Source organism: Edaphobacter sp. (assembly GCF_035532915.1).
GTDB lineage: Bacteria > Acidobacteriota > Terriglobia > Terriglobales > Acidobacteriaceae > Edaphobacter.
In genome coordinates, this window is the sequence record NZ_DATKQC010000297.1 from 1 (window position 1) to 10,010 (window position 10,010).

A 10,010-nucleotide genomic window follows, 5' to 3' on the forward strand; every position below is an offset into this window, starting at 1 on the left:
AGAGTCATGGGCTGGCCCTCCAAAGCCTAAGGTCGCCGCAAAAAATGTAGAGAACAAGCAAAAAATCGAGCGCGAAAGTTTCATCAATGCGACTCGCGTAAAGGTGCCAATGTCCAGGCCATTTCAACGCATGGCCTGACAATCGTTAGATATCGAACCTGAATGGGCTGAGTCCGCACCCGGCCCATTCAGCTCGAGTTGCAGGCTGAAATCCGATCAGTCCCTCCTCATTGCCGTTACCTGTTCTCCCTCTTGCATTTATCGTGGCGCCTTTCTGAAAAATGCTCTAATCAATGCAGCGCCATGTCCAAGACCGCCGTTCTCCTCATCGACTGCCCCGACCGCAAAGGTCTCGTCGCCGCCATTGCCAACTTTCTTGTGCAGCAGTACGACGCCAATATTCTCAACGCCGACCAGCATCAGGATGTCGAGCTTGGCCTCTTCTTCATGCGCATCGAGTTTGCCACCGACCACGCTCCCTGCGACGAAGCGCACTTCAGCGCAGCCTTCAGCCCTCTGGCCCAGCAGTTCAAAATGAACTGGCGGCTCACCTTCGCAACGCCACCTCAGAACGTCGCCATCTTCGTCTCACACTATCTCCACTGCCTGGCCGATCTGCTCCACCGCCATCAGACCGGAGAGCTAAGCTGCAATCTCTCGCTCATCGTCAGCAATCACGACGCAGCAAAGCCCCTCGCCGACTTTTACAAGATTCCCTTCCACTATCTGTCTGTCACCGCGGCCAATAAGGCTGAGGTCGAGCAAAGACAGATGGACTTGCTCGACGAGCATTCCATCGACCTGGTCATCCTCGCCCGCTATATGCAGGTTCTCTCGCCGCAGTTTGTCCGCGCATATCCCCAGCGCATCATCAACGTACACCACTCTTTTCTGCCAGCTTTCACCGGAGCGCGCCCCTACCACGCCGCCTTCGCCCGCGGGGTCAAGCTGATCGGCGCCACCAGCCATTACGTCACCGAGGTCCTCGACGAAGGCCCTATCATCGAGCAGGACGTCACCCGCGTCTCCCAGAACGACCAGCTCCCCGACCTGATCCAAAAAGGCCGCGACCTCGAGCGCCTGGTTCTCTCTCGGGCGGTCCGCTGGCACCTCAGCGATCGCATCCTCTCCTACGCCAACAAGACAGTCATCTTCGCCTAGCGCATCATCACACCCATCAAAAAAAAGCGCACCCAGAATATGAGTGCGCTTCCCTTCCAAAAAATATTTACTTCGCGGCCGAAGTCGCTCCTGTGCTGACCCCATCCAACTGAGCCTGATAGGAGATGATCTTCTTCAGCGTCTCATAGGGTACCTGCGTAATGGGCAAAAGATGTCCATTGACCGCCAGCTCCGGGGTCTGGTTCACACCAGAGTCTTCAGCCAGCTTCACCGAGGCATCGACCTGCGCCTTGATCGCCGGCGTAGCCGCGCACGCATCAATCGCGGCCGGATCCAATCCAGCTTTGGTCACAGCGTTCTTCAATGTCGCATCGGCCGTCTCCGCAGTCAGACCAGCCTGCGTATCGAACACCGCTGCCGCATAGGTAAAGAATGCTGCATCGCTATGCTTCTGCACGCAATACCCGTACTCCGCAGCCTTGAAGGCGAACGGATGAATCTGCGCCAAAGGAAAGGACTGAAAGACCACGCGGGCGTTGGGGAAATCCTTCACCAGTTGATCCATCGTGCTCTGCGCTTCCTTGCAGTGCGGGCATTCCAGATCGGCAAATTCCACCAGCATCAGGTCTTTGCTGGCCGCGCCACGTGCTGCACCATCGGCCTGCGCCTCCAGCGTCTTGCGCAACACTGCAAACGGAGTCGCGCCAAAGGAAACGACGCCGTCGCCTGCGATCACATGATTGCCGTCCGGAGTAACGAAGAACGCCGCTGTCTGAACCTTGGCATTCGGCGACTTGTCGGAGATAAAGACAACCACCTTGGTCACGCCGGGCGCAGCCGTCGTCTGAATCGCCTCGACTCGCCAGATGCGGTTGGAGTCGTATCCCCACAATGCCTTGAGAAAAGCATTCACTGTATCGACCGTCGGCGAAGCGGCGGTAAAATATTTCGGATTCGCAGCAGGAAATGGGTCCGCCTTAGGACCCTGTCCTAAATCATTCAACTGCAACGCCGGGGCTGGCGCTGTTGCCTTCGAGGCCGTGCCTGTTGTTGCTGTCTGGGCTCCCGCGACTACTGCAACGCTGAGAACCGACGCCAATCCTGCCAACATCCATTTTGAAATCTTCAAAGAATCCTTCCTCCGCCGCCGCTCTACGCGCGCAGCACTTCTATTACACCTGAACCTTGACCGCTATGGGAAACCGGCGCCCCGTTCCGAACGATTTTTTTGTCACCTTCAGCACCGGAGCCGCCTGTTGCCGCTTATACTCACTTCGTTCAACCAGCTGCAACATCGACCGCACCAGGGCAACATCCACTCCCTGTTCCTCCGCAATCTGCTCGGCCGAACAGTATCGTTCCACGTAAGCCTCGAGAATCGGATCGAGCACCTCATACGGCGGTAGCGAGTCCGTATCCCGCTGCTCCGGCCGCAGTTCCGCCGAAGGCGGCTTCTCGATCGTCGCCCAGGGAATCACCTCGCGCTTACGGTTCACATACCGGCTGATGGCATAGACCCTGGTCTTCATCACATCGCCGATCACCGCCAGCGCACCCACCATATCGCCATACAGCGTGCAGTATCCCGTCGACATCTCGCTCTTGTTGCCGGTCGTCAACACCAGCGAGCCAAACTTATTCGCCAGCGCCATCAGCAGCCCTCCGCGTATTCGCGCCTGCAGATTCTCCTCGGCCAGCCCGAACGGCGTTCCTTCAAACAAAGGCTGCAGCGTCTGCTGATACTGGGCAAACACATCATGGACCGGCAATAGCTCAAATCTCATGCCAAGATTCTTGGCCAGAGCCCGCGCATCTTCGATCGAGCCCAGCGAGGAATACTCGCTCGGCATTCCCACTCCAAGCACGTTCTCGGCCCCCAGAGCCTCCACCGCAATCGCAGCCACCAGCGCCGAATCGATGCCTCCGCTCAACCCCACCACGACCTTTGAAAACCCGCACTTGCGCACATAATCCCGGGTTCCCAGCACCAGCGCCTTCCAAATCTCTTCCACCTCATCCGGCGGAGGCCAGCTTACAGCTTTTACTCCATCGACTGCCTCCGTATCGAAGATCACAAGATCCTCAGCAAACGAAGCTCCCCGCGTCACTACACTTCCCTTTGGCCCAATCACCAGCGAAGAACCATCGAAGACCAGCCCATCGTTGCCGCCCACCTGGTTGACCATGGCCACATAAGCACCGTGCCGCTCCGCCAATGCTGCCAGCATCTTCTGCCGCACCTGCGGCTTGCCCCGCCAATAAGGCGAAGCCGAAATATTCAAAATAATGCGCGGGCAGCTCTCCAGGCTTTCGGCGTGCTCTCCCCACTTCATCATCAGGGTCTCAACCGGATCGACCCGATACATCGGCCTCGGCCAGAAGCCCTTGTCATTCCATGCATCCTCGCAGATCGTAATCGCCAGAGGCTGTCCATCGACTGCGGTCAGCGCCTGATCCGTGGCAGGCTCAAAGTAGCGCTGTTCATCAAACACATCATAGAACGGAAGCAGCATCTTCTGCTGCACAAAACCCACCTCTCCAGCCCGTAGCAAGGCAGCCACATTGCGCACCTGCTTGCCCACCGGCGACGTCGCCGGCATCACGGTGCCGCACAAGATCGCAGGACGCCCACGCTCCGCCGTCGATGCAGCAATCTCAGCCACCGCCTGACCGGCCCTCGCGATAAAGGAGGCCTTCTCCAGAAAATCCGCCGGCGGATATCCGCACACGGCAAGCTCCGGAAAGACAACCAGCGATGCGCCTCTTTCCTGAGCGCGCATCGCATATTCAAGAATCTTTTTGGTATTTCCGGCGAAGTCCCCAACCGTCGGATTAATCTGCGCGAGAGCTATCTTCACAGCATTAAGTCTAACGCCTTAGGTGCCAGTTCCGCTTAACACCACATGCACGGTCCGCGCCAGAATCTTCAGGTCAAGCCAAAGGCTCCAATTCTCCACATAAGCCGTATCCAGTGAGATATAGCTGTCGAACGAGGGGTCTTGCCGAGCTTCCACCTGCCACAACCCGGTAATTCCTGGCAAAACATCCAGCCTGCGCAGATGCGCCAGGTCATACTGCTCTACCTCGGCGGCCATCGGAGGCCGAGGCCCTACCAGGCTCATATCTCCGCGCAACACGTTATAGAACTGCGGCAGCTCATCCAGCGAATACTTTCGCAAAAAGGCTCCCACCCGCGTGATGCGCGGGTCATTGGCAATCTTGAAGAGGATGCCGTCCCGCTCATTCATGTGCTCCAGATCGGCCTTCAACTTATCGGCGTCCTTCACCATGGTGCGGAACTTGAAGCAGGAGAACGTCCGCCCCTTACGGCCAATGCGCTCCGCTCCATAAAAAATGGAGCCATTGGAGTCCATTCGAACGGCAATCGCGATTCCAAGCATGATCGGCGACACCACCAGCAGCGCAGCCGATGCCAGCACGATGTCCAGTGCGCGCTTCAGCAGAAACGCTCCCATGGGGAAGTCCCGCCGGTGCAGCGGAATCGTCGGAAACTGGCCGATATATTCCACCGGCGCATTCCACGCCAGTCCGTCATACATATCCGGCACCACCCGGACATCGATCCCAGCCGTCCGCGCCTCTTCCACCATGCCAATCACCAGCTTCTTGTCTGCAGGGACAGAAAAGAAGATCTCATCCACGAACAGCGACCGCGCTAGCGAAAGGCAGTTCCGCACGTCGCCAATTACCTCTGCGTCTCCCGACTCTGCCTCCCTTTCCGTCAGCGCGACAAAGCCTTTGAAGCGAAATCCAAGATGGTTCAGCGATTCCAGGTGGTTCCGCAAGGCATAGCCCACCCGGCCCGCGCCCACAATCAGAACGTTGCGCGTCTCCATCCCCTCGCGGAAGCGCTTGTAAGCCATACGCCGCCATACCGCGCGCCGCACGCAGAGGATGACAGCCGAAAGCAGGACCACCAGAGCGACGACAATCCGCGAGATCGCGACTCCGTTGAAGAGGTACAGCGCACCGCACAGAAGCAACCCGGAGACCAGAACCGCCTGCACCGTCATCCTTTGCTCATGCAGACCGCTGCGATTCTGAATGGGCCCATACAGCCCATACGAGCGCGCAAAGAAGATCAAGCATGCCGCGAACCAGCCGATATACAAAAACAGCGTCCGGGGCGACACCTCGATCAAGTCCGGCACGATATGCAATACAGAAACCTGCGGGGGCAAAACAACCCGGACGCGCAACGCCAGGATCAGCGCTACAAAAACAGTTACCAGATCCAGCGATGCCCAGACCATGCTGGTCATCGAAGGACGGCGAAATAATCCAAATCGGGTCGAATAAGTGCGTCTGTCTCGAACAGCCCGTGCTCTTGCCGAAACAATAACCTGTTGCAGATAATCCGGTGTCGCCATAGCGAACGCCTCTTTACTGTGATATTCCTGTGGCTTCACAGTCGGTAAGATGCCAGAAATAACCCAAGGCATGTTGCACGATCAATAATTTCAAATACAGCAGAAAAAACACGGTTCAGAACATCAGGCTCTCTGCTAACCCCAATAAATTCAGAAGCTCACAGACCCTGCGGAAGCGACGTGTTCCTGATTTAAGGATACGTTGCCCAATGCAACATAGCAACCCTAAATCTGCAAAACTTTGCTGTATCGTTAACGTAAATTGTTGATATAAATTGCGCTTATCGTTCTTCCCTTCGCAACCTAAACTGGAACGCTCAATTCATCCAGCGCGAGAAACTCCTTCAGCACTGGATCATCGCTCTGCTCCATCTCCTCCATCGTTCCAAAGAAATGCGCCTTTCCTCCATGCAGCAACACCACCCGGTCAGCCAGCTTCTTCGCAAACCTCGTATCGTGAGTCACGACGATGCTCGTCAGATGAAGCTGCTGCTTCAACCGCTCAATCAGATTTCCCAATAAATGGGCCATCAGGGGGTCCACCATCGTCGTCGGCTCGTCATAAAGGACGGCCTCCGGCTGGGCCGCCAGCGCCCGCGCAATTGCCACCGACCGCTTCATCCCCGTGGATAGGTCCGATGGCAGCAGATCTTCCATCCCCGCCACGCCCACCATCTCCAACAATCCCTTCACCACCTGCAGAATCTGCTCTTCAGCCAGCTCTCCCCGCTCGCGTAGCGGAAACGCCACATTCTCCCCTACCGTCACCGAGTCGAACAACGCCCCATTCTGAAACACCATTGTCACCTTCCGCCGGATCGCCTGCAGCTCCCGCTCATTGAGCCCGCAGATATCCTCCCCCGCCACCCGAATGATTCCCTTGTCCGGCTTCAGAAACCCCAGCAGCATCTGCAGCGACACCGACTTTCCCACGCCGCTGCGCCCCATAATGCACAACGTCTCTCCCGAATTCACGCAAAAGCTAACGTCATCCAGCACCACAAAGCCATCAAACGCCTTATACACATGCTCGAACGAGATATACGACCCCGGCTTATTCCTGACATCCGGCACAGCGTCAGCCGCAGCTTCGTTCTGCTGCGCCGCCTGCTCCATAAACTCTTCGACCACGGGCGCCACATCCCGCGATACCTCCGCAATCAGCGAATTATCTCCATCCACCCACTCCGCACCACCAGAGTCCGAAACATGTTCCGAACCCTCATGGTCCGTCGCCTCCACCGGCCGCTTATTTTTGTTCCGTGGGTCTCTCTCGCTGTCGAAATCCGTCATCGTCCCCTGCCTTCTTTTGGCTAATGTCTTAGTCTTATCAGATGCGTAACCGGCCCACCGCTATGCAGCTTGTCTCGAATTAATCAGCGTTCAGCAATCCGGCAAAAGACTCGGCTGCGCCAAACTCCTCGGGCGTATTCAGGTTGGCAAACCAAAGATGCGATGCACCTAGTTGCGCCTGCGTCGGAACCCATCCGTTCCGTCCACCATCAAAAGCCGCCAAATCTCCGCTCCAGGGAAAGTTCAAAAGTGTCTCGTTCAACTCCACTCCAAACCCTCCCGCCAACTGCGACGCCGCGCCCACCAGCACAGGAAATAGCTTGAACTCCCGTCGCATCACTGCCGCATTGACAAACGACGCAACCTCTTTGTGTACCAGGCAAAGCGCAGGCTGCGGCCGACCATCCACCGTAAACAAGGCCACCCGCGCCTGTTGCCTCTCAATCACGCTCCTCACCCACGCATCCAGAAAACCCACAGGCAAAAACGGCATATCCACAGCCATAAACAGGTTCCACACCTTCGTCGAATGCACCAGCGCGGCCTCTATTCCGCCCAGCGGCCCACAGTCCTCATGCAAATCGCGAACCAGCGGAGCATAAGCCTCCAGCTCTTCCCTGTTGCCGAGGATCGAAACCTCGCTACAAACGAGCCCTAACTTCTCCACCGCCCGCAGCACCAGCGGTTTCCCCGCCAGCTCCAGCAGAGCCTTGTCCCGTCCCATGCGCGAGCTCTTTCCACCCGCCAGCACATACCCACTCACGTCCGACGGAGCCGCCCTCACCCTCAGGCTCCCAGTCGGGCAAAGAACCGCACAATCGATTCGATCCCGCGATGAAAGTTCGCCAGATGGAACTTCTCATTCGGAGCATGAAGGTTGTCATCCGGCAGCCCAAATCCCATCATCACCGTAGGAATCTTCAACTCCCGTTCAAAGTCCCCCACAATCGGAATCGATCCACCCCCGCGCACAAACACCGTCTCCTTGCCGAAGACCTCGTGCATCGCCGCCGTGGCCGCCCGAACATATTCATTGTCCGTACTCACCACAATGGCATCGCCCGCATGGATCAACCTCACCTCAAGCTCAATTCCCTTCGGGCAGATCGACTCCACATACGCCTTGTACTGCATAAAGCTCTCCGCCGGGGTCATATCCGGTACCAGCCTCATGCTTACCTTCGCCAGCGCCTTCGCCGGAATCACCGTCTTCGCGCCCGCCCCAATAAATCCGCCCGGCATCCCATGCACATCGAGTGTAGGCCGCGCCCACGTCCGCTCCAGCACGCTATACCCCGGCTCTCCGGTCAGCGCCACCGAACCCACCTCGGTCTCGCGATAGTGCTCCTCGTCGAACGGCAGCGCCTTCCATGCCTTCAACTCTGCATCCGTAGGCTTCTGTACCTTGTCATAAAATCCCGGAATCAGAATCTTTCCATCCTCATCCTTCAGCTTCGCAATCACCTGTGCCAGAGCCACAAAGGGATTCGGCGCTGCCCCGCCATACATCCCCGAGTGCAGATCCGTGCGCGCCCCCCACGCCTCAATCTCGGTATAGATCATCCCGCGCAGCCCGACGCACAGCGTGGGCAGCTCCGGCGCAAACATCTCCGTATCCGAGACCAGCGCAACATCCGCCTTCAGCTCCTCACCATGATTCCGCACAAACGCGGCAATCCCTTCGCCACCAACTTCTTCCTCGCCCTCGACGACCACGCGCACATTGACTGGCAGCTTTCCACCTCCAGCCGCCATCAACGACTCCAGCGCCTTCACATGCATCCACATCTGGCCTTTGTCATCCACTGCCCCACGCGCATAGATGTTCCCATCCCTCACCGTAGGCTCGAACGGAGGCGTCTTCCACTCGTCCAGAGGATCGGGCGGCTGCACATCGTAATGCCCATAGCAAAGCACAGTAGTCGCGGCCGTCCCATCCGCTGCTGGTACCGCATGAAGCCAATCCGCATAGACCAGCGGATGCCCGATCCGGAACGGCACCACCCGCGCTTGTCCCGCCTCATCCACGATCATCTCTTCGGGCGTACTCGTCTCAATCAGTCGGACATTTTCCATCCCAATCCGCTTCAACTCAGCCGCCACAAACTCTGCCGCCCGGCGTACATCCCCTATATGCTCCGGCAACGTGGAGATAGAAGGAATCCGCAGCAAAGCCTTCAGCTCTTCCACAAACCGGGCCTGATTTTCCTGCGCAAACCCAACCGCTGCCGCATTCGTATTCGTCGTCACCGCTCCACCCCCAAATCAATCTTTCGAACCGCGCAGCACCATCCGCTGGCAGCCAGTCAGCTCAAACTTAACCTCACCGACAATATTGCTCGTTGCTGACATGCTCCATCCAATCCACAACCTTGCCGTCCAATCGCTCCTGAATCGCGATGTGGCTCATTGCCGTGGTCGGCGTAGCTCCGTGCCAATGCTTCTCTCCTGGCGCGAACCAAACCACATCCCCAGGATGAACTTCCTCAACCGCACCACCATCCTTCTGAACCCATCCGCAGCCCGCTGTAACAATCAAAGTCTGTCCCAGCGGATGCGTGTGCCACGCAGTGCGCGCTCCCGGCTCAAACGTGACGCTGGCGCCTGCCACCAGCGCAGGATCGGGCGCCTGAAAGAGGGGGTCGATCCGAACCGTTCCAGTAAACCAGTTCGCTGGACCTTTTGCTGAGGGTTGTGTGCCGATCCGTTTGATTTCCATGACCACATTCTACGCACCAGCGAATTAGCCCCGCACGAACATTCCTGCATCCAAGTGATAAGTAGAAGAGTCCCATAGCCATCAAAGGGAGATGCAAACATGACCACGTCCCAGCAAGACGGCACTATGATCGACAAGCAGGCCCAGTTCGATCTACTCAAGGAGATCGCCGACTCCGAGCAGCAAAAACCATGGCCCTCCGGCATCTACGCCAAGACCCTCTTTAAAAAGCACGACTTCCGCGTCGTTCTCATCTCCATGGAAAAAGCCGCAAAGATGAAAGAGCATCACGCCGACGGAACCATCTCCCTCCAGGTACTCAAGGGACAAGTTCGGTTCAGCGTCAATGGCCACCCGCACGACCTCGGCACCGGCAACCTCTTCACATTGGGGGCCTCCATCCGCCACGACGTCGAAGCTGCCGAAGACTCCGCCTTCCTGCTCACCATCTCTTGGCCCAGTGACGAAGAGCTTGCAGCCATGAA

The 10,010-nt window shown here is 57.6% G+C and carries 9 protein-coding genes; 2 read left to right on the plus strand and 7 right to left on the minus strand.

Annotated features, from left to right (window positions below; all coding sequences use genetic code 11):
• Positions 1-303 precede the first annotated feature (303 nt).
• Positions 304-1,161, plus strand: coding sequence for a formyltetrahydrofolate deformylase (purU, locus tag VMU57_RS14195; protein WP_325384513.1), 858 nt, complete (start codon positions 304-306; stop codon positions 1,159-1,161).
• A gap of 67 nt (positions 1,162-1,228) precedes the next feature.
• Here purU and VMU57_RS14200 read toward each other — a convergent pair whose 3' ends face one another.
• The 7 genes from VMU57_RS14200 to VMU57_RS14230 form a co-directional block, all read right to left on the minus strand.
• A complete protein-coding gene (locus VMU57_RS14200) occupies positions 1,229-2,251 on the minus strand; it encodes a DsbA family protein (protein WP_325384515.1) in 1,023 nt (340 codons plus the stop codon).
• 43 nt (positions 2,252-2,294) lie between these two features.
• Positions 2,295-3,980, minus strand: coding sequence for an NAD+ synthase (locus tag VMU57_RS14205; RefSeq protein ID WP_325384517.1), 1,686 nt, complete (start codon positions 3,978-3,980; stop codon positions 2,295-2,297).
• 18 nt (positions 3,981-3,998) lie between these two features.
• Entirely contained in the window at positions 3,999-5,513 is a 1,515-nt protein-coding gene (locus VMU57_RS14210; protein ID WP_325384519.1) for a sugar transferase, read from the minus strand.
• Between the two features lie 303 nt (positions 5,514-5,816).
• Positions 5,817-6,806 carry an ABC transporter ATP-binding protein gene (locus VMU57_RS14215; RefSeq protein ID WP_325384521.1) on the minus strand — a complete coding sequence of 330 codons (990 nt, stop codon included), beginning with the start codon at positions 6,804-6,806 and terminating at the stop codon, positions 5,817-5,819.
• Positions 6,807-6,885: 79 nt separating this feature from the next.
• Positions 6,886-7,590, minus strand: coding sequence for a molybdenum cofactor guanylyltransferase (gene mobA / locus VMU57_RS14220; RefSeq protein ID WP_325384523.1), 705 nt, complete (start codon positions 7,588-7,590; stop codon positions 6,886-6,888).
• A gap of 2 nt (positions 7,591-7,592) precedes the next feature.
• Complete coding sequence (locus VMU57_RS14225; RefSeq protein ID WP_325384525.1) at positions 7,593-9,056, minus strand: dipeptidase; 1,464 nt, start codon at positions 9,054-9,056, stop codon at positions 7,593-7,595.
• A 73-nt stretch (positions 9,057-9,129) separates the two neighbouring features.
• The gene (locus VMU57_RS14230; protein ID WP_325384526.1) at positions 9,130-9,525 is read right to left on the minus strand and encodes a (R)-mandelonitrile lyase; all 396 of its coding nucleotides are present in this window, start codon (positions 9,523-9,525) and stop codon (positions 9,130-9,132) included.
• Between the two features lie 99 nt (positions 9,526-9,624).
• Here VMU57_RS14230 and VMU57_RS14235 point away from each other — a divergent pair.
• The coding region (locus tag VMU57_RS14235) for a cupin domain-containing protein (protein ID WP_325384527.1) at positions 9,625-10,010 on the plus strand (386 nt) is incomplete at its 3' end.

Bases quoted from the DNA above. Each gene is read 5' to 3' on its own strand.
- purU (WP_325384513.1), top strand. From the start codon at position 304: ATGTCCAAGACCGCCGTTCTCCTCATCGACTGCCCCGACCGCAAAGGT.
- VMU57_RS14210 (WP_325384519.1), bottom strand. From the start codon at position 5,513: ATGGCGACACCGGATTATCTGCAACAGGTTATTGTTTCGGCAAGAGCA.
- VMU57_RS14215 (WP_325384521.1), bottom strand. From the start codon at position 6,806: ATGACGGATTTCGACAGCGAGAGAGACCCACGGAACAAAAATAAGCGG.
- VMU57_RS14230 (WP_325384526.1), bottom strand. From the start codon at position 9,525: ATGGAAATCAAACGGATCGGCACACAACCCTCAGCAAAAGGTCCAGCG.